Raw genomic sequence first — 20,131 nt, 5'->3', positions numbered from 1 at the left:
GGAACCGCTGGGCGCGGGTCACTTCTTGGGCGACACGACGACGTTGGTCAGCTGGTCCTCGGTGAGGCCGATGACCCGCACGACCACGCCGTTGTCCGCGCCGTACTTCTCGATCGCTTTGATGTTGGCCGCGTACTCGGCGGCCTTGCCCGCCGGGCCCGTGTAGCCGGCCGGGGTGGCGATGTCCAGGATCACGGTGCTCACCGCCCGGCCGTCCTCCATCACCCCGGCCTTCTTCGCCGCGGCCAGCTCGTCGATGAACTTCGTGTAGTCCGACAGCTTCGGCACGCCCTGCAGCGTCTTGAGCTGGATACCGATCTTGCCTTCCTTGGCGTAGAAGTCGAACGTCTTGAAGTAGCCGCCCTTGAGCCGCCCGACCCACTCCAGCAACCGGTAACGGGTACCGGCCAGCACACCCTCCAGGATGGTGCCGCGCCACATCGCGCCGAACGCCTCCTTGTCCAGCGCCCACGTCTCGCGCAGCGCGTCCATCAGCTGCTTCGGTTTGAGCATCCGCACCGTGCGGACCACCAGGTCCTCCGCGCCGGAGACCTGGGCCAGGGTGCGCACCTCGGCGCCGGTGGCGTGCCCGGCGGCCATCAGCGGGTTCTGGTCCATGGGTGACATGCCGACCGGGTGCGGGTCCACCAACCCGACCGCGAACTGGGCGAGCACGCTCATCACGGCGGCCTTGCCCGGGTTCGCCAGCAGCCAGAACCCCGCGGACTCGCTCGCGGTCAGGGCCATCGAGCCCAGGGCGATGCCGCCGTACACCAGGCTGACCACGGCGACGGAGCCGACCGCGGCGAACCCGGAGGCGACGCCGAAGCCGACGACCTGGCCGGACGTCGCTGCCGTCGTCATCTTCTTCTGGCTCTCGGCCTCCCACTGCTGCCAGCCCGGGTTGTCCTTCAGGCACGGGTTGAGCTGCGGGCGCACCGCGTACCCGGCGTGGGCCGGGAACAGGAAGCTCCACCAGGGCAGCTTCTGCTCGGTCATCTCCTTGCAGTCGGCCCCGTCGGGGTCGTGGAAGCGCACCGGATTGCCGCGCACGTACATGTAGGTGCTCTCGCCGGGGCGGTGCGCCTGCGGGTCGTAGCTGTTCCACCGGCCCAGCCACGGCACGTAGTAGCGGGCCCCGTGGTAGGACAGGCCGGTCTCGTCGTCGCGCTCCTTGCCGGTGTACCGGTAGCGGCGCGCGCTGACCTCGGGCGCGTTCAACCACAGCGACGTCGTGCCGTACGGGTGGTACTCCTCGACGGAGATCACCTTGCCGGTGTCGTCGAGTTCGAGGCGCGCCGAGCCGGTCTGGTCGTCGTACTGGAACCGGTGCCGCAGCATCCCGGCCTGCTGCGGCTGCCAGGTGTCCACGGTGGTCCGCTCGACCGTCGCCACCCGGCGCGGGCCGTCGAGCAGGTGCACCGTCTGCCGCTCGAAGACGACCTGGCCGTTGACCCGACGGCGGTACACCTCGTAGCCGCCCAGGTAGACGAACTCCTCGGTGACGCCGCCGTTGCGGCGCAGCATCCGGCGCACCCGCAGGCCCGCGCCGTCGTAGGTGTAGTACGCGTGCCCGCCGCCGCCGAGGTCCACCGACGCCATCTGGTCGTGGTGGTCGAAACCGATCGCGCCCAGATGCGGCAGCCCGGTCAGGTTGCCGTGCGCGTCGTGGGTGAACGAGACGCTGCCGGCGCCGCCCGGCACGGTGTGCGACAGCAGCCGGTTCGAACCGGTCGCGTAGAGGTAGTTCCTGGTCCAGCTGCCGACCCCGGCGACGTGCGCCATGGTCAGGATGTTGCCCGCCGGGTCGTACGCGTAGCGCTGCGTGTAGGCGCGCACCGCGTTCACGTCGTCCGGGTGCGGGATCGGCCGGCTCGCCGGGTTCGCGCCGTCGGGCTGCACGCCGAGGCTGGCGTGCTCGCGGCCGGTGGCCTCGATGAGCCGGTACAGCGAGTCGAAGACGTAGTGGCTGTCGCCGGAGGTGACCTCGCCGTCGAAGAACACCGTGCGCTGCGCGGCGTCGGCGGCGTCGACGGTGTTGCCCGACGGATCGTGCACGTAGGACAGGTCCTGCAACGCGCTCGTGCCGCGCCGGGTGGCGACGCCGCGCAGCCGGAACGTGTGCGGGTCGAACCGGTGCTCGGTGACCGTGCCGTTGCCGTACGCCGCCCGCACCCGCCGCCCCGCCGCGTCGTAGTCGGCCGAGGCGAGGTAGACCGTCGGGGCCACCGCGCCGGACAGCCGCGCCGACAGCGACTCCAGCAGCCCGGCCTCGTTGTAGCGGGGCTGCAGCACGGTGCCCTCGGGCAGCACCTGCATCACCGGCCGGTCGAGGGCGTCGTAGTCGGTGGCGGTGGCCATCGGCTCCGCCTCGATCAGCGGCAGCGCGGCGGTCTCGACCCCGGCCGGGGCGACCCCGGCCAGCGCCGACCAGTCCGGAGTGGTGTCGTAGGCCTTCGCGAGCTGCCGCCGGGAGGCCAGCAGGTTGCCCTTGAAGTCGTGCCGGTGCGCGGTGAGCAGCCCGCTGCCGTCGAAGGTGTACCGGACCCGGCCGCGCACGTTGTCGGCCGCCGCGGCGGGCGCGCCCTCGCCGTACACGGTCAGCGCGGCCAGGATCTCGGTGTCGGAGCCCGGTGCGGTGATCCACAGCTGGGCCGGGCGGCGGGCGGCGTCGTAGACGTGCCGGGCCGCGAACCCGCGGGAGTCCCAGCGGCGGATCGGCGCGCCGCCCACGTCGGGCACGTACCAGTGCTCGCCCGAGTCCGGACTGCGGGTGGCGATGGCGCGCCCGGCGACGTCGAACACGGTCTCGGCGGTCGTCACGCCCCGGGCGTCCGTCCGCGACAGCCGCGCGCCCTCGACGTCGAGCACGTCGCGCACCGCGTGCCGCTCGTCGACGACGACCCCGGTGCCGGGCGTGGTGTGCCGGTCGTGGGCGACGGTGACCACGGTCCGGCCGAGCACGTCGGCGTACCCGGCCCCGGGCGTGGCCGCGTGCACGGCGGCCTCGATCGCGGCGCGCTGCTCGCGGGGGCCGAGGCCGCCGCCGATTCGCCGCTGGTGCCAGGTCTGCCAGCCGGCGGGCTGGGCCGCGAAGTGGGCGGCCAGCAGCGCCGACACGTCGGGGTCGGTGCGCGGGTCGAGCAGGACCGTGTCGTTGGGGTCCCAGACCTCGTGCTGCCACGGGTCGAACCGGGTCTTGCTGTACGTCCCGTCCGGGGCGAGCAGCACGACCTCGCGCCCGACCGGGTCGTAGGCGACGACGTTGCTGACGCCCGCGGTGTAGGCGAGCTCGAATGCGGCGCTGCCCGTGAAGAACGGCTCGTAGCGGCGGACCGGGCGGCCCTTGTCGTCGAACACCGTCCAGCCGGAGCCGACCCAGCGCGGCCCGTCGGGGCCGGGTTCGGCCTGCGCCTTGACCTGGATCTCGCGGTTGAAGCCGTCACTGTAGGTGATCCGGTGCAGCACCCGTCCCGGCTCCGTGCCGTGGGTCTCCCGGCGCAGCAGGGCGGTGGCCACGGGCGCGGGCCGGGCGTCGTCGCGGGTGCGGTGGAACGCGCCGACGTCGATCACGAACCGGCTCGTCGCTCCGCCGAGCAGCCCCGCCTGCCCGAGCGGGTCGGCGAGGTAGGCGGCCGCGTCGGGTTCGGGGTCGAGCCCGGCGAGCGTGTCGCCGACGGCCTCCTCGGGTTTGCCGCGGCGCGCGGTCGCGGTGACCAGGCCGAGCGCGTCGTACAGCACTTCGGTGCGGTTGCGGTTGGCGTCGCTGGTCACCGCCGGGGCGAGCACCCGGTAGTCCAGCCGCGGGGTCAGCGCCTCCGCGTCCGGCGTGGCCGCCTTGGCGCGCTCACCGGCCGACAGGCGGTTGCCGACGGCGTCCACGGTGTCCAGCAACAGCAGGTCGTAGCCGTCGTAGCCGGCGTGGCCGACCGCGCCGAACGCGTCGACGTGCCGGGTGACGGTGAAGAAGTGCTCCCTGGCGTACGCCAGCTCCTGCGCGGGGGTGTCGGCCGCGCCGGGCGAGTACAGCAGGCGGCCCGACGGGATCCACCAGCCGCCGTCGGCGTAGACGTGGCCGCCCTCGACGCCGAGCACCAGGGCGGGCGAGGGCAGCAGGTTCTGCGTGCCGCGCCGGTATGCCCGCTCCAGCAGCCCGGGGGTGAACGCGAGCCGGTAGCTCTCGTACGGCAGCCCGAGCGGCTCCTGCACGCCGGGCCCGAGCGGGCCGGTGAGGTCGTCGCGCCGGTAGCGCACCCGGGTGTGCTCCAGCAGCCTGCGGCAGGGCCCGGCGACGGGCGGCTGCTCGTAGGACACCTCCGCGGCGGTCAGCACCTGCGCCTTGAGGTCGGCGAGCGCGAACGGCGCGCCCGGTGGCGGGGTGACGTTCACCAGCTCGTACGTGCGCACCTCGGCGGGCTGCGGAGCCCGGAACGCCGCTGCGGTCCGCACCGGGTTGGTGAACGTGCTCGCGGTGACCTTCACCCGCACGCCGGTCTGCGCCACCCGGATCGCGTCGCGGGTGGCCGCGTCGAGCATCGGGTCCACATCGGCGTCGGGGTGGCGGCGGCCGTACCCGACGGTCGCCGACAGCAGCACATTGCCGAAGTCGTCGGCGTCGAGGACCAGCTCGTGGCTGATCCGCGGGTCCATGACGGTGGTGATGACGCCGCCGGCTTCGACGGCGTACTCGCGGCGTTCATAGTGCAGCTGCAGCGTCTCGCGGGGGCGGGCGAAGCAGACCGCGTGGGCGTTGCCGCCCTTGGGCCGGAGCAGGTCGACGGCGTAGTCGCGCTCGGTGACCGTGTACGGCAGCGGGCTGTCCTCGGCGTACACCTCCTGCCGCAGGATCAGGCCCTTCAGCGCCCGGCAGGCCTCCCGCAGGTCGTCGGGGTCGAGGTCGCCGTCCGGCCACACCGTGTCGGGCAGCCGGAACTCCGGGTCGCCGGGCCAGTACTCGGTGGCGTAGCGGGCCGACAGCGTTTCGCCGCCGTCGGCGAACGCGCCGGTGTGGTACCAGGTCCGGGTCAGCGTGCGCGGGCCGGCGAGCAGGTCCCCGGCGACCGCGCCGATCCGGCCGCCGTCCCACTGCTCGACCATGCCGAAGCCGCGGAACTCCCGCTCCGCGCCGTCGAAGAAGCCGTGGTGGTAGGCGTACGAGGTGGTGAAGACGCTGCCGGCGACCAGGTCCTCGGTGGTGACCGTGTCGACGACGTGCACCGGGAACGGCAGCCGGGTGTGCCACGGTCGCCCGGCGGCCTTGTCGGCCAGGTAGTGCCGGGTCGAGGGCGCGTAGTCGACGGTGATGCGGGAGCCGAGGTTGTTGACGACCTCGGTGAGCAGGTGCGGTTTGCCGCCGCCGTACAGGTCGAGGTAGTGCAGGCAACGCCGCTCCCGGCCGGGCAGGGTCGCCGACCAGACCAGGCAGGCGGTGCCCGCGCCGAGCAGGTCGGCCACGGTCAGCTCGCCCTGCGGGGTCGCGGTGAGCACCTCGCCGTCGGTCCAGCCGTTGCCGGACCGGTTGCGGTACAGGGTCACCTCACGCGCCCCGGCGTAGACCAGGTCGGTGACGCCGGAGCCGTCGACGTCGGCGAACAGCACCCGGCGCGGGTCGAACAGCTCCTCGGTGGCGTAGCGGGGGGCGTTGTCGGTGACGACGCGGCGGCCGAACCGGCGGCCCAGGTTGGGCCAGTAGCAGACCTCGCCGTTGCGGACCCGAACCAGGTCGAGCAGGCCGTCGCCGGTCATGTCGGCCAGGTGCACCGCGGCCCGGCCCTCGGTGAACAGCAGCCGCGGCCCGTCGGCCTCGTCCGGCGGGTTCAGCACGTGCCGGGCCGGGCCGAAGCCCTCCTCGGCGCGGGAGGCGTACCAGGTCAGCCCGGTGTCCCCGGCCAGCAGCAGGTCGGGAAAGCCGTCGCCGTCGAGGTCGGCGAAGCGCAGGTTCGGGTCCCGCCAGTCGATCGCGGGCAGCGCCGCGAACGGGCGGAACGGAGCCCAGCCGTCGTCGGCGCGCTCCACGAAACCGGGCAGCGGCCCGCTGTAGGAGACCAGGTCGAGCTGCCCGTCCCCGGCCAGGTCGACCAGGGTCGTCCCGGTCTGGTTCGGCACGGCGGGCAGCGCCCGCGCGGTGTCGAACCGGCCGCCGCCCAGGTTCGCCTTGTAGTAGAGACCGCCGGGGGCGTCGAGCAGCATCCCGGCCAGGCCCTCGCCGTCCAGGTCGACCCAGCGGCAGCCGGTGGTGCCCAGCCCGGCGGGCAGGTTGCGCAGGCTGTCGGCGTCGACCTCGCCGACCTCGCCGCGCAGCGTCGCCGGGCGGTACCCGAATTCGACCGGCGGCATCGCCCGCTCGATGTAGCCCTCGCCGTCGCGTCGGTAGCCGCGGGTGGTCGCCGAGGCCAGGAACGATCCTGCCGCCTCGTCCGCGGTGTAGCCGAACTCGGTGGCCTTGACCAGGCAGTCCATGCCGACGCCGGGCTCGTCCGGGAAGTGGTGGAACATCAGCACCCGACGGCACAGCCGGTGGGTGCGCACCTCGAAGCCGGGCCGGTACACCGAGAACGGGTCGGGGCGCACCGGCCAGTCCCGGTCGGGTGTGGGCAGCGGTCGCGCCGGATCGTGGTCGCCGTAGTCGAACACGGCCTCGAACAGCCAGCTCTGCGGCCGCTCCGAGGTGGACAGCAGGCTGACCCGGTTGCCGTAGCGGATGCGTTTGAGGTGCCGCTGCGCGCCCCGGTCGGCGGCCGTGCGGTGCTGCTCGTGCGCGCTGCTCAAATCGACGCCGCGACCGTCCTCGGGCAGGTACTCGTACTCGACGGCGTTGCCGTGCTGGTCGTGCGCCGAGCTGATCAGCCAGGACCAGACCAGGCCGTCGTGCTCCACGCGGGAGCCGCCGTCGCCGCCGTACACGGTGGTGACGCCGTCGCGGGTGATCGAGCGCCAGTGCACGTCCCCGTCGGCGGCGCGCCGCCAGCGCTCGATGCGGCTGAACGCGCCCTCGATCCGCGGCCGGAAACGGTCCACGGTGTACCCGGCCGGGTAGTCGCCCGACGGCACCGGGTTCGGCACGGGCACCAGGTCCTCGGTGCCGGTCATCAGGAACACGTCGTCGTCGGTGTACTCCGGCAGCCCCTTGTCGGTGCGCCGGGACACCGCCGGCAGCGACAGGCCCCAGCCGAGCCCGAACGGGCCGTTGCCCCGGCCGGAGTCGTAGGACAGCGACAGGTTCGGGCCGAACCCGGCTCGGCCCTTGCTCAGGTGCAGCGGCACCGACAGCGAGCCGGTGCCGGTGACCGGGTTCGCCGCGAACTTCTCGCCGAGCCCGCGCACCGCGCCGCCGCCCTGCGGCAGGTTGATCGTCGGCAGGCCGACCGCGCCCTCGCCGCCGGAGGGGCCGGCGCCCGAAACTGGACCGGCCGGCGCGGCCGGCTCACCGGAGCGCTGGGCCGGCGGTCCGGACGGCGCTGCCTGCGGCGATGTCGGGTACGAAGGCTGGGGGGCCGTCACGTTGAGCACAGTAGGCGCGGATGCGGTCACCGGCTTCGATCTGTCGATGTCCGGTCACCTCGGGCCGCATCGGATCGCCCCGCCCGCCCGGCGCGGTCAGCTGCTCGACAGCACGATGACCCGGTCGACGGGCGGCATGACCTGCTCCTTGTCCGGATTGAGGACCACCCCGTGCCCGTCGCCGCTGTCGCTGACCCGGTAGCCGATGGCGACCTCGCCGCGCCGGGCCGCCGACGCCACGACCGTCGCGAAGGTGATCGTCGCCCCGGCGCGCAGGTAGTAGCTCGCCGGGCGGATGTAGATCTCCGCGCCGTCGGCGTCGAACAGGTCCGCGAACACCGACTCCAGGTGGCGGTTCTCCGAGATCTGCGTCATCAGCAGGCTCACCAGCTGCTCGCTGACCACGAAGTCGTCGGCCTTGGTCAGCTGGGCCAGGGCCCGGTCGCGGTCGTCGCGCATCTCGCTGACGATCGAGCCGGGGCCGCGCCCGGCCAGGATGTCGCGCAGGTGCAGCAGGGTCACCAGCACCCGCGAGTCGGCGGTGAGCGCGTCGAGGTCGTCGTCGGACAGCACGATCACGTTGTGGTACGACGCCACGTCCAGCGTCTCCAGCACGCCCCGGTCGCGGGTGTCGCCGGCCTTGGACCGGATCGCCAGCCGGCGCAGCCGCGGCACGAGCCGCCCGACCGCCGGGGTCGCGTCGGCCCGGTCGGTGACCACGTCCACCGTCGAGCCGGCGGCGACGTACACGTCGAGCTGCTCGACGATCCGGGCGGCGCGCCGGTTCCAGCCGAGGATCAGGGTGCTCTCCGGGGCCGCGGGGCCGCGCACCCCGTGCACGATCGCGGTGTCGTCGACGGCGAACGGCGCGGTCGCCAGGCTGATCATCGAGTCGTCGCGGGCGAGCAGCACGATCCGGTCGCCGGGGCTGATCATCGTGCCGGGCGGCGGGTTGAGCACGGTCTTGCCGTCGGCCAGCAGCAGCCCCAGCGGACAGCACTGCTTGTACGCCAGCAGCGCCTGCGCGAACGGCCGCCCGACCAGGGTCGGCTCGACGGTCATGTAGATCTCGTCGCCGCCGAAGTCGAACAGGTCGTGGTAGACCACGGACAGCTTGGACTGGCGGGCGGTCTGCACGATGAGCCGCGCGCCGATGTCGTCGCCGTCGAGCACGATCGCGTCCCCGCCGGCCAGCTTGGCGACCGCCCGGTTGCGGCTGTCGCGCACCGCCGCGACGACGTGGTGCGGGCGGCCCCGGAACGCGGGCCCCTTGTTGATCGCGAGCAGGGTCTTGAGCACGTACGCGTCGGCATCCTCGGCGCTCGCCCCGTCCGGGGCCAGCACGATGATCGACCTGGCGTCGTTGAGGTTGACCATCTCCAGGTCCTTGAGGTCCAGCGGGCTGCCGGTGCGGAAGATCAGCCGGGTGCGGCCGGTGTCGCCGATCCGGTGCTCGACCCGGTCCTCCATGGTGACCTTGTCCTGCTCGGCGAGCACGACCACGGCGGCCTTGCGGCGACTCGCGTTCGCCTCGACCATCTCGGTGATCACCGTGTAGATCTGGTCGGACCAGCCGAGCACCACGGTGTGGTCGCGTTCGAGCACCGCCGAGCGGCCCTTGCGCAGCTGCTCCAGGCGGCGGTTGATGCCGCTGGTAAGCAGACCGATCAACGCACTGGCGACGAAGATGCCGCCCAGCGCCAGCACGAACCACATCGGCAGGACGATCCACTCGGCCTCCGTCGGTGCGGAAAGGCTGAACGCGGTGACGAAGGTGCTCCACAGCACCCGCAGCGGATCACCGTTCATGGCCGACGGGTCGACGATCTCGATGGCCACGGTGACGAGCAGCACCAGGCCGAAGGAGGCGACGGCGAGCCAGCCGATGAGCCCGGTGGTGCCGCGCGACATGGTGTTGTCGAACCAGTAGCGCATCCGGGCGCGGAGAGTCACTCGACGGGCCATGAGCTGGAGTTCCTTTGAACGCAGGGAGGGGGCATGCGTTGCGGTCGATCCAGGTGCGCGCTCACTCTAGTGGCGCTCGCATGCGCAACGCGGCGGGGTCGCCGACCCCGGTGACGACGGAGCGGGCCGGTGCGCGTGGCACCGGCCCGCTCGCCCTCCCCCGAGGTCTAGGGCTGCTGCACCAGTCGGAACGACTGCGCGCCGGTGCCGTTGCAGGTGTACTGCACGAGCTGGACGCTGTCGGCCGTGGACGCGGCGGGCACGTCGAGGCACTTGCCGCTGTTGCGGTTGACCAGGTGGTAGTAGCCGCCGCCCTCGGCGACGGGCTGCCACTGCTGGTTGAGGCCGCCGCTGTAGGTCCACAGCTGGATCGGCGCGTTGTCGGCCGTGGACACGTTGGTCACGTCGAGCGAGCGGGCGCTGTTGAGCCGGATGTCGACGTGGGTGTACGCGCCGGTCGTCGGCGTGAAGCGATACTGCTGCGCGGTGGTGTTGTTGCAGGTGTACTGCTGGATCGCGGTGCCGTTGGCCGAGCCCGCGGCGCGGGCGTCGACGCACTTGCCGCTGTTGCGGTTCACCAGGCTGTACCAGGCGGTCGGCGAGATCGGCCCGGACGACGCCGACGGCGCCGGGGAGGCCGACGGGCTGGGGCCGGGGGTGACCCCGCCGAGCCACAGCAGGCCGTCGATCAGCCAGCGGTTCTGCACCTCGCTGGCGAACGTCGAGGACAGCCGGGTGTTGGTGCTGTAGTTCATCGCGTTGTGCCCGAAGTTCGCGTACAGCATCTTGTAGTTGCGGTTGGTCCAGATCAGCGGGTGGTAGCCGCTATACCAGGTCTGGTTCGGGTCGGTGCCGACCGGGTAGCTGCCGGGGTCGATCGAGGCCAGGATGTCGATGCTCGGGTTGGTCCGCAGGTCGTTGCGCCACGAGTACCACTCACTGACCGCCGAGGTCCAGGTCGCGGGCAGCCGGGTGGTGGACGGGTGGGCGCGTTCGGTGCGCATGGTGACGCTGGTCGGGCCCCAGGTGTTGGAGACGAACGCGCCGGTGCCCAGGAAGGTGTTGTAGTACCAGCTCCAGGTGTTCGGGTCGGTGTTGAACGCGGTCACGTGGAAGCCCATCCACGCTCCCCCGTTCTGCATGTACTGCTGGAACGCGGCCCGCTGACCCGACGGCGGCGCGTCGTCCAGGAACATGATCACCTTGTACTGGGCGAGGTTGCCGGTGTTGAGCCGGCTCCAGTCGGTGGTCGCCTCCCAGGTGAAGTTGTTCTGGGCGGCGGCCTGCGGGAACCAGGTCAGCGCCTCCTTGTCGAAGTCGATGTGGGCGGCGTCCCAGGTGCCGTTGTAGAAGGCGAGCACCTTGAACGCGGGCGCGGCCTGGGCGGTGCCCGGTCCGGCGACGACGGTGGCGGTGATCGCGGTGAGCAGGGCGGCGAGCGCGGCGAGCCACCATCTGGCGGTGGTCTGCAGTGTTCTGGGCACGACGGGTCCTCCGGTTTCGTGCGTAGCGGGGCGAGGAACGGGTTCTGCCCCTCCAGGACCACCTGGTGAAACCGTTCGTAAACATTCTTAACTGACAATCCGTCGATAGGCAAGATTGGTTTCCTATTCGGATCAGCCGTCCATCCCGTGAGGACGGCTCACCTCCGGGTATGGAGGCTGGATCGGCGACGCTATCCTTGCGGCTCGTTGATGGATCATCGGGTTTCAGGAGGGCAGATGGCCGACTCGGCAGACGACCCCGTCACCGGCGTCAGCCCGCTGACGAGCCACGACCCGCGCTCGCTCGGCCCGTACCGGCTGCTCGGGCGGCTCGGCAAGGGCGGTCAGGGCGTCGTCTACCTCGGCGCCGACGGCAGTGAGCGCCGCGTCGCGGTCAAGACGATCAACATCGACCTGCAGCACAATCCCCGGGCCAAGGCGCAGTTCGCCAAGGAGATCGCCGCCGCTCGGCGGGTCACCCCGTTCTGCACCGCCCAGATCCTGCACGCCGAGATCGACACCGAGCTGCCGTACGTCGTCAGCGAGTACATCGCCGGGCCGACGCTGCACAAGCAGGTCCGCGACCACGGGCCGCTGGCCGACAACGCCCTCTACCGGCTCGCCGTCGGCACCGCGACCGCGCTCGCCGCGATCCACCAGGCCGGCATCGTGCACTGCGACTTCAAACCCGACAACGTCATCCTCGGCGGCGACGGCCCACGCGTCATCGACTTCGGCATCGCCCGCGCGCTCGGCGCGGAGACCATGTCCGGCCACGTCATGGGGACGGTGCCGTACATGGCCCCGGAACGCTTCCAGAATGTGGACGTCGGTCCGGCATGCGACATCTTCGGCTGGGCCGCGACCATCGGGTTCGCCTCGTCCGGGCGCGGCCCCTTCGGGCACGACTCGATGGCCACCGTGATGGCCCGGGTGCTCACCGACCCGCCCGACCTGGACAACCTGACCGGCACGCTGCGGGAACTCGTCGTCGCCTGCCTGGCCAAGGACCAGCACGCCCGCCCGACCGCGCAGCAGGTGCTGATGCGCCTGCTCGGCCACGAGGCCACCCCGGCCGCGCCGGTGCCGCTGGTCGAGGCGCTCCAGGAGGGCAGCGACGCGGCGACCTCGCTGCTCCAGGTGGGGACGGAGTCCCCCACCGCGCCCGCGCCGACGGTCACCGCGCCGCAGCCGACCGCCCCGGCGTCCCCGCCGACGGTCACCGCACCGAGGTTGCCGACCGACCCGAACGCGGCCCCGCCGCAGGTCCCGGCGGTGCCTCAGCCCCCGGCCACGAAGACCACTCCCCCGTCTCCAGCGGTCGCATCGCAGCCGTCCCGGTCGCGGCGGCTGGCGCGGCAGGTCGGCGACCCGCTCGGCATCGCCACCGCGCTCCTGCTCGGCGCGGGCGGTTTCGCGGCCGGGTACGTGCCCTCGGGGCAGCCCGGCACCGGCGCGGTCGTCGGCGGCGGCGTCTTCGCCGTGGTGTATCTGGTCCGGCTGTTTACCGCCGTCGCGCTCGACGACGGCCGGCCCGACCCCCGCTGACCCGACCGCGACACAGGAGGATTGCCATGGCCTCGCGCCGGACCCAGCGTTGGCTGCCGGTCGCCTTCGCCGCGACCGTCGGCCTCGCCCTGATCGCGGGCTCCTACACGTACGTGTCCACGGTCGCCCGCGACCGCAGCGGCTGCGTGGTGCTCGACGTCGTCTCCTCGACCGAGAAGAGCGAACTCGTCAAGGACCTCGCCGAGCGGTACAACGGCAGCAGGCGGCGGTTCGGCGACCGCTGCGCCGACGTAGCCGTCACCGGCCTCACCTCCGGGCAGGCCATGCAGGCGCTGGCCGGGGACTGGGGCGCGCTGTCGGGCACCGGCAGCCCGCGCCCGCAGGTGTGGCTGCCGACGTCGACGCTGTGGACCGGCCAGTTGCAGCTGCTCGACCAGGCCGCCGGGCACCAGGTGCAGACCGGCGGGGAGTACGAGTCGATCGCCAACAGCCCGCTGGTGATCGCGATGCCCGCCGCCAAGGCGCGCTACCTGCAGCAGAAGGGCCCGCTGGGCTGGGGCGACATCCTCGGCATGTCCGGCGAGCAGGGCTGGGCGCAGTTCGGCAAGCCGGAGTGGAAGCGGTTCACCTTCGGCAAGGACAACCCCAACCTGTCCACCTCCGGCCTGGCCGCGACCATCGCGACGTACTACGCCGCGACCAACACCTCCAGCGACCTCACCACCGCCGACCTGCGCGACCCGAAGGTGACCAGGTTTGTCCGCCAGATCGAGGCGAACGTCTCGCACTACAGCGACGACGTGGTCGACCTGCTGCGCGGGCTGGCCGCCGCCGACCTGGCCGGGGACGCGGCCGCCTCCGACCTCAGCGCGATCGTCACCCAGGAGGAGCTGGTCTACCTCTACAACAAGGGCGAGCTGAGCGGCGGACAGGAGCCGAACGAGCCGCTGGTGGCGCTGTATCCGAAGGAGGGCACCTTCAACCTGGACCACCCGTACGTGGTCCTGCCGCAGGCCGACGCCGCGCAGCGGGCCGCGGCGGCGGACTTCCTGGCCTTCCTGCAGGACGACCGGCAGCAGCGGGACTTCGCCGCCATCGGGTTCCGCGACCACGAGCGGGCCGCCTCCGACGACCTGGTCAAGGTGGTGGGCGGCAGCAAGGCCCCGGGCACCCTGTTCGAGCCGCCGTCACCGGAGGTCGTGCAGGGCATCAAGGCGGGCTGGGCGACGCTGCGCAAGAAGGCGAACATCCTGATGGCCGTCGACGTGTCCGGTTCGATGACGGCGAACAAGGTCGGCAACGCGCAGACCCGGCTCGCGTACGCCACCTCCGCCGCCAAGAAGGGCATCGAGCTGCTCAACAGCGAGGACCGGGTGGGGCTGTGGGCGTTCTCGTCCAGGTTCGACGGCGCGAAGCTGCCCTACCGCGAGCAGCTGCCGCTGTCCCGGCTGGACGACCGCAGTTTCGGCGCGAAGCTGGACACGGTGCGCTCTGGTGGCGGCACCGCGCTGTACACGACCGTCCGGGCCGCGCAGCGGCACCTGCTCGACAACTACGACCGCACCCGGATCAACGCGGTGGTCGTGCTGACCGACGGCGAGAACGAGTACCCCCAGGACAACGACCTGGACAAGCTGCTGCGCGACATCGAACTCGACCCCGACCGGCCGGTGAAGGTCTTCTGCATCGCCTTCGACAAGGGCTCGGACCTGGTGTCGCTGCAGAAGATCGCGGCCGCCACGGGTGGCAAGGCGTTCGACGCCAGGGACCCGGAGAAGATCGACGAGGCCTTCGTGAAGCTGCTCAGCAGCTTCTGATCCGCCCCGCCGATCCGCCCCGGACCCGGTCAGGTGAGTGTCACCAGCGCGCGCCGGCCTGCTCCGGGTAGAGCACGGGCGCGGGCGTCACGGGCAGCTCGTGCTGGGTGGCGAGCTCGTCTCGCGCCGCGACGGACGTGGCCGCCGCGTCGGCGACCAGCGCGGGGATGCGCTCGGCCGGCACCGCCTGCGACAGCAGGTAGCCCTGCATCAGCGAGCAGCCCGCCGCACGCAGCTGCCGCCGGGTCTGCGCGTCCTCGATGCCCTCGGCGACGGTGCGCAGCCCCAGTGTCCCGGCCAGCGCGATGACCGACGACACGATCGCGCTGTCGTGCTGGTCGGAGGTCATGCCCGCGACGAACGACCGGTCGATCTTGATCTCGTCGAGCGGGATCATCCGCAGGTGCTGCAGCGACGAGAACCCCGTGCCGAAGTCGTCCAAGGCCAGGCCGACGCCCAGGTCGCGCAGCTGCGCGATGGTACGCATGGCGCGGGCCGGATCGGCCATCAGCGCGCTCTCGGTGATCTCCAGCTGCACCATGCGGGCGGGCACGCGGTGCTCGACCAGCCGGTCGCGCAGCCGCTCGACCAGATCGTCGCGGAACAGGTCGCGGATGCTGACGTTGACCGAGGTGCGCAGGTCGAGCCCGGCCGCCCGCCAGCGTCCGGCCTGGGCCACGGCGTCGTCGATGATCCGGTCGGTGAGCTGGTGCATCACCGGGGTGTGCTCGACCACCGAGATGATCGTGGCTGGCGAGACGGGGCGGCCGGTCGGGTCGGTCCAGCGCAGCAGCGCCTCCACGCCGACGATGCGGCCGGTGGCCAGGTCGGCCTGTGGCTGGTAGTGCACGGCGATGCGCTCGCGGTCCTCGGTCACGATCGCGTGGCGCACCTGGTCGAGCAGGGCCAGCCGCTGCGGGTGCCGGTCGGTGCCGGGGCGGTAGAGGGCCACGCAGACGCTGTCGCGCTTGGCCTCGTACATCGCGATGTCGGCGTGGCGCATCAGGGTGGCGAAGTCCTCGCCGTGCTGCGGGCTGACCGCGACACCGACCGCGGCCGTGACCTCGACCTCCAGGCCGCTGAGCCGGACCGGGCCGTTGACGGCGGCGCTGATGCGCCGGGCGGCCTGCAGCGCCCGGTCGGTGTCGGCCTCGTCGAGCAGCACCCCGAACTCGTCCCCGCCGAGGCGGGCGACCAGGGCCCCGGCCGGCAGGCCGCCGCGCAGCCGCTCGGCGACCGCGGTGAGCAGCTGGTCGCCGGTCTCGTGGCCCAGCGAGTCGTTGACGTACTTGAAGCCGTCGAGGTCGAGCAGCAGCAGGGTCGGGCCCTGTCCCCGGCGCAGCGGCTCGGCCAGCGCGTCGGTGTACGCCGACTGCAGGCTGGCCCGGTTGCCCAGGCCGGTGAGCGGGTCGGTGAGCGCGGCCCGCTGGCGTTCGGTGGACAGACGCGCCATGCGCTCGACCGCGTACAGCGGCATGATCACCAGGGGCACGAAGCCGAGGCTGACGTGGCCGGTCACGGCGAGCACCGGGCTCAGCATGGTCAGCGCGGCCAGGTGCACGACCGGGTCGCGCATGGCCGTCAGTCGTTCACGCAGGCTCTCCTGCGGCTTGGCGCGACCGGCGGACCGCTCGCGCCGCTGGCTGACGACGACCGACCAGCCGTACACGGCCACGAAGACCAGCGCCGAGCCGGCGACGGCCAGCGTGTCGTTGAGCAGGTCGGCCAGCGCCACGCTGTGGAACGGGTTGGGCTCGCCGACCAGCAGCACCAGGTAGGCGGCGCCGAACGCGACGGCGTACCGGGCGGCGCTGAGCACGGCGTCGCGCCACGGCTGCCGGGCGCGGACCGCGATCACGGCGACGGCCAGCGCCTGCACCACGATCGCCGGGCCGAGGTCCCAGCACAGCAGGATCGCGAAGGTGAACACGAGCGACGGACTGATCACGGCGCCGGTGGCCCGGCCGGACGCGGGCAGGTAGGTGACGGCCGCGGCGGCGAGCGCCAGGAACGACATCACCCAGAACGGGACCTTCTCCATGGCCGGCGTCACCTGAACCACGGTCAAGGCCGCCAGCACGACTCCGGCCAGCGTCAACACGGCCGGCACCATCGCCGGACGTCGGATCAGGGGCAGACCGCCCGCGGTCAGCGGCGTCACATCGCCCTCCCAAGGCACTTCGTGGGCTGAGATCACACGAGCCGCCAGCCTAACCGAGCAAATCGGGAAATCCGAGCAATCCCCGCTTTACTCAGATTTCTCCCACATTGCTGGACCATCGGGAATGCCCCGCCCCCACCCCAACCGACGATCTTGCGCGAAGCGTGGGTACGACACGCCCACAACGGGCGAAACGGCAACAATTCACGCAAGATCGTCGTGATCTTGCGCGAGAACGATGTTCGGGGAGGCAGGCCAGGCGGGACCGTGACGAGGCGGGCAAGACCCCTCGATTTGCCAGGCAGGTGGGCATACGCGGGGTCAAGATACGCACGGTTGCCTGGCAAGTCGAGCGGTCTTGGTGCGTCAGTGGTCGTCGATCATCCGGTCGAGGCGGCGGACCAGGGTGGCGTGCTCGTCCGCGAGGCGCTGCACACGCTCGGTGTCGCGCGCGTCCAGGGTGCGGCGCAGCTCGGCGACGGCCTCCAGTTCGCGCTCCCACTGCGACATCCGCTGGAAGTCGGGCGACGGCCTGCCCTCCTCCTGCTCGATGAGGACGGAGTAGCACACGATCGCGATGCCCATGATGTCCAGGGCCGTCTGGTGGCTCACCGCCAGCCCTGCCGGCAGGGCGCTCTCCGGCGCGTTGTGCGCCAACGACTCGGTCACCGACACCTCCATGTCGACCGGTGCGCCGCAACGATGATCGGCCACCGTGCTGGACGATACGCCCTGCCCAGAACGGCCTGACAGCAGCACCTGCCGTCCAGTGGGCGAGATCATCCGCCACGCCCGCGCGGGCCGGCTCCCGCAGCCGGGGACGCGCCGGCAACCCCTCCGCCGGCACCCCGCGCGCCCGCGTTGAGGGCAGCTGGCCCGGGTCGCCCGCCGCGCGCCGGCGCATCGATTGACATCACGATGCGAGCCACGTAGGTTGCGGCGGAAAGCGCTTTCCATTTCGTGCGGTGTCCCAGTGGGACACCGACGCCCCACAGAGTGGAGCCGACACATGACCATCACTGACCTGTCCCGCCGCGCACGATGGCGACCGGCCGCAGCCGCCGCGGGCCTCGCCCTTGCCACCGCGCTGGCCACGCTGACCTTCACCGCGACCGCCGCGGCGGCCACGCTCTACGCCGACGACTTCGAGGACGGCAACTCGTCCGGCTGGACCTCCTCCGGCGGGAGCTGGACGGTCACCACCGACGGCAGCCGGGTGCTGCGGCAGGCCGGCACCAGCGCCGACGCCCGCGCCCGGACCGGGTCGTCGTCCTGGCGGGACTACACGGTCACCGCCCGGGTCAAGCCCACGGCCTTCAACGGCTCCAACCGGTTCACCGCCGTCATCGCCCGCGCGCAGTCGAACACCAGCTACTACTACCTGGCCCTGCGATCCAATCACACCGTCGAGCTGAAGAAACTGGTCGGCGGATCGTCCAGCACGCTGGCAACGGGTCCGGTCACCGTCACCACCGGCGTCTGGTACACCCTGTCGCTGTCGGTGTCGGGCACGACGCTGCGCGGCACGGTCAACGGCGCGAGCACGCTGACCGCCGTCGACGCGCAGTTCGCCACGGGCGGCATCGGCGTCGCGACCTTCTACGCCGCCGCGTCCTTCGACGACGTGACCGTGTCCGACAGCGCCGTGCCGTCGCCCAGCGCCTCCCCCTCGGCCCCGCCCACGCCGTCGAGCAGCCCGTCGGCCCCGCCGTCGGCGAGCCCACCGCCGGCCGGCGCGATCGTGGTGGCCAAGGACGGCAGCGGCCACCACACCACGGTGCAGGCGGCCGTCGACGCCGTGCCCGCCAACAACACCAGCCGTGTCACGATCAGCATCAAACCGGGCACCTACCGGGAGCTGGTGACCGTTCCCGCGAGCAAGCCGTACGTGTCGTTCGTCGGCACCACCGGCAACGCCGCCGACGTCGTCATCACGTACGACAACGCCAGCGGCACGCCCAAACCCGACGGCAGCGGCACCTACGGCACCACCGGCAGCACCTCGGTGCTGCTGGAGGGCAACGACTTCACCGCCCGGAACCTCACCTTCTCGAACACGTTCGACGAGGCCGCCCACGACTACAGCGCCGAGCAGGCCGTGGCCGTGACGACCCGCGGCGACCGCCTGGTCTTCGACAACGTGCGGATCCTCGGCAACCAGGACACGCTGCAGCCCAGCTCCCCCAACGCGGCCACGGTCAGCCGGGCCTACTACCGCGACTGCTACATCGAGGGCGACGTCGACTTCATCTTCGGCCGCGGCACGGCCGTGTTCGACCGCTGCGAGATCCGCTCCCTCAACCGCAACTCGACCAGCAACAACGGGTACGTCACCGCGGCCTCGACCACGATCACGAACCCGTACGGCTACCTGTTCACCGGGTGCGTGCTGACCGCGCCGTCCGACGTCGCCGCGCAGAGCGTGCACCTCGGCCGTCCCTGGCACCCCAGCGGCGACGTCAACGCGATCGCGCAGGTGCTGTTCCGCGACTCGGTGCTCGGCGCGCACATCAAGGACGCCCCGTGGACGGACATGTCCGGGTTCTCGTGGCGCGACGCCCGCTTCTTCGAGTACCGCAACACCGGTCCCGGCTCCACCGTGACCGCCGACCGGCCGCAGCTGCCCGACGCGGACGCCCCGCAGTTCACCGCCCAGGCGTACCTGGCCGGAACCGACGGCTGGAACCCGGTCAACTGATGGCAAGGGCACCTTCTACATCGCATGGCGATGTGAAGGTGCCCTTCCTTTTCACAGACGGCGGAGGAAGGAGTCGACGGTGGCGCGGAACGCGGCGGGCTGCTCCACCCAGGGATGGTGTCCGCACTGGTCGATCGCGGCGAACTCGGCCGCCGGGAAGAGCCCGGACAGCGCGCGCACCGGTGCGAGCCCGGCGCTGCAGTCCTGCGCGCCCGCGACGACCAGGACGGGCGCGGTGACCTCGCCGAGGAGCCGGGCAAGGTCGGCGGGCGGATCGACGCTGAAGTAGGCGCGGTTGGCCGCGTAGCTGTAGAGGGTGGTCGCCGCGTGGGCCTGCTCCCGCTCGCCCCAGGACGCGTAGCCGAGCGGGGCGGCCTGCCGGTACCACGCGTTGAAGGCGTCGTCGTCAGTGCTGCCGGGGCCGGCGGACCAGGCCGCGACGGCGGCGTCGAAGGCCGGGTCGCCGCGCCGGGCGTCGATCAGCGCCGGGGTGTCGGAGGGCTCGTCGACCAGGTAGCCGGCGGGCGGCGTGATGAGCACCAGCCCGGCGACCCGGTCGGGGAACCGAGCCGCGTAGCTGACCGCGAGCCTGGTGCCCGCCGAGTGGCCGAGCAGCAGCAGCCGGTCCAGGCCCAGGTGGACGCGCAGCTGTTCGAGGTCCTCGGCCTGCCGCCAGTACGACGCCGTCTGCGCGGACTCAGGCAGCGGGGAGAGTCCCACACCGCGCAGGTGGGGAACGATCAGGCGCTGCGGGAGTCCGGCCAGGTCGCCCAGGTATCGCGGATGCAGGGCCGCACCGCCGGCGAGCGCCACGACCGGCGTACCGCCGTCGTGGTTCAGCTCGTCGTAGTGCAGCGCGGCTCCGTCGGAGCCGAAGTAGGTCGTCATGGGTGGTCAGCCTTTCGCGGGATGCCTCACGGGCGCCCCGGCGGCCATCCACGTCAGATGGACCGCGCTGCCTCGAGAAGGGGGAGCACCCAGCCTGATGTCGCGTTGA

Annotated in this window: 9 protein-coding genes; 3 read left to right on the top strand and 6 right to left on the bottom strand. The window is 72.1% G+C overall.

Annotation, left to right across the window (positions count from 1 at the left end; genetic code table 11):
• Nucleotides 1-18: 18 nt before the first annotated feature.
• The 3 genes from AB0B35_RS33675 to AB0B35_RS33665 form a co-directional block, all read right to left on the bottom strand.
• Entirely contained in the window at nucleotides 19-7,500 is a 7,482-nt protein-coding gene (locus AB0B35_RS33675) for a SpvB/TcaC N-terminal domain-containing protein (RefSeq protein ID WP_361053361.1), read from the bottom strand.
• 96 nt (nucleotides 7,501-7,596) lie between these two features.
• Nucleotides 7,597-9,465, bottom strand: coding sequence for a hypothetical protein (locus AB0B35_RS33670; RefSeq protein ID WP_361053358.1), 1,869 nt, complete (start codon nucleotides 9,463-9,465; stop codon nucleotides 7,597-7,599).
• Between the two features lie 167 nt (nucleotides 9,466-9,632).
• Complete coding sequence (locus AB0B35_RS33665; protein WP_361053355.1) at nucleotides 9,633-10,949, bottom strand: ThuA domain-containing protein; 1,317 nt, start codon at nucleotides 10,947-10,949, stop codon at nucleotides 9,633-9,635.
• 237 nt (nucleotides 10,950-11,186) lie between these two features.
• Here AB0B35_RS33665 and AB0B35_RS33660 point away from each other — a divergent pair, with 237 nt between their 5' ends.
• Nucleotides 11,187-12,497: a protein kinase gene (locus AB0B35_RS33660; RefSeq protein ID WP_361053352.1), complete on the top strand. Its 1,311-nt coding sequence runs from the start codon at nucleotides 11,187-11,189 to the stop codon at nucleotides 12,495-12,497.
• A 26-nt stretch (nucleotides 12,498-12,523) separates the two neighbouring features.
• On the top strand, nucleotides 12,524-14,275 hold the full coding sequence (locus AB0B35_RS33655; RefSeq protein ID WP_361053349.1) for an extracellular solute-binding protein: 1,752 nt from the start codon (nucleotides 12,524-12,526) through the stop codon (nucleotides 14,273-14,275).
• A 40-nt stretch (nucleotides 14,276-14,315) separates the two neighbouring features.
• On the opposite strand, the gene AB0B35_RS33650 is transcribed toward AB0B35_RS33655, so the two are convergent.
• Both AB0B35_RS33650 and AB0B35_RS33645 read right to left on the bottom strand, forming a co-directional pair.
• Complete coding sequence (locus AB0B35_RS33650; RefSeq protein ID WP_361053346.1) at nucleotides 14,316-16,436, bottom strand: EAL domain-containing protein; 2,121 nt, start codon at nucleotides 16,434-16,436, stop codon at nucleotides 14,316-14,318.
• A 366-nt stretch (nucleotides 16,437-16,802) separates the two neighbouring features.
• Complete coding sequence (locus AB0B35_RS33645) at nucleotides 16,803-17,105, bottom strand: hypothetical protein (protein ID WP_361053343.1); 303 nt, start codon at nucleotides 17,103-17,105, stop codon at nucleotides 16,803-16,805.
• A 340-nt stretch (nucleotides 17,106-17,445) separates the two neighbouring features.
• Between AB0B35_RS33645 and AB0B35_RS33640 the strand changes: the two genes are divergently transcribed.
• On the top strand, nucleotides 17,446-19,134 hold the full coding sequence (locus AB0B35_RS33640; protein WP_361053341.1) for a pectinesterase family protein: 1,689 nt from the start codon (nucleotides 17,446-17,448) through the stop codon (nucleotides 19,132-19,134).
• Between the two features lie 51 nt (nucleotides 19,135-19,185).
• Here the strand turns inward: AB0B35_RS33640 and AB0B35_RS33635 are convergent, their stop codons facing one another.
• Nucleotides 19,186-20,022: an alpha/beta hydrolase gene (locus tag AB0B35_RS33635; protein WP_361053338.1), complete on the bottom strand. Its 837-nt coding sequence runs from the start codon at nucleotides 20,020-20,022 to the stop codon at nucleotides 19,186-19,188.
• Nucleotides 20,023-20,131: the final 109 nt, after the last annotated feature.

The organism is Catellatospora sp. NPDC049133 (assembly GCF_040648455.1).
In the GTDB taxonomy this organism is placed as follows: domain Bacteria; phylum Actinomycetota; class Actinomycetes; order Mycobacteriales; family Micromonosporaceae; genus Catellatospora; species Catellatospora aurea.
The sequence above is the reverse complement of the archived record's forward strand: the minus strand, read 5'-3'. Positions and strand labels throughout refer to the sequence as shown.